The following is a 724-nucleotide window of genomic DNA, read 5'->3' as shown; positions in this document are numbered from 1 at the left end:
CACCCGCCCCATCCCCAGCTCCGGCGAAGCCCTGCCCGTCATCGGCATGGGCACCTGGCAGACCTTCGACGTTGGCGGCGCCGCGAACGAACGCGCGCCCCTGGCCCAGGTCCTCCAGAAGTTCCTCGCGTCGGGAGCGCGCCTCATCGACTCGTCCCCCATGTACGGCCGCTCCGAGGCCGTCGTGGGCGACCTGCTGAAGCAGTCCGGCCAGGAGAAGACCCCGTTCCTCGCCACCAAGGTCTGGACACGCGGCAAGGCGGAAGGGGCGGCGCAGCTCCAAGCGTCCCTCCAGAAGATGGGCCACGGCCGCATGGACCTGATGCAGGTGCACAACCTGCTGGACGTGGACGTGCACCTGCCCGTGCTGCGGGAGATGAAGGCCGCGAAGAAGATCCGCTACGTGGGCGTCACCCACTACCTGCGCAGCGCCTTCGATGACCTGGAGAAGCACATCCAGGGCAGCAAGCTGGACTTCGTGCAGCTGCCCTACTCACTCGCGATGCGCGACGCCGAAGCGCGCCTGCTGCCCGCGGCGAAGGAGCACGGCGTGGCCGTGCTCGTCATGGAGCCCTTCGACAAGGGCAACCTCTTCCGAAAGATGAAGGGCCGGCCCCTGCCGGACTGGGCCGCGGAGTTCGACTGCTCCAGCTGGGCCCAGTTCTTCCTCAAGTTCATCCTGGGCCACCCCGCCGTGAACTGCCCCATCCCCCCCACGTCCGAC

General features: G+C 68.4%; 1 protein-coding gene. It reads left to right on the top strand.

Features of this window, described 5'->3' with window-relative positions; genetic code table 11:
* A partial coding sequence (locus D7Y21_RS41330) for an aldo/keto reductase (RefSeq protein WP_147469544.1) occupies positions 1-724 on the top strand: 724 nt, incomplete at both ends.

It is taken from the genome of Corallococcus sp. AB045, from assembly GCF_003668895.1.
Classification (GTDB): Bacteria; Myxococcota; Myxococcia; order Myxococcales; family Myxococcaceae; genus Corallococcus; species Corallococcus coralloides.
This window is presented reverse-complemented; position numbering and strand designations above follow the sequence as displayed.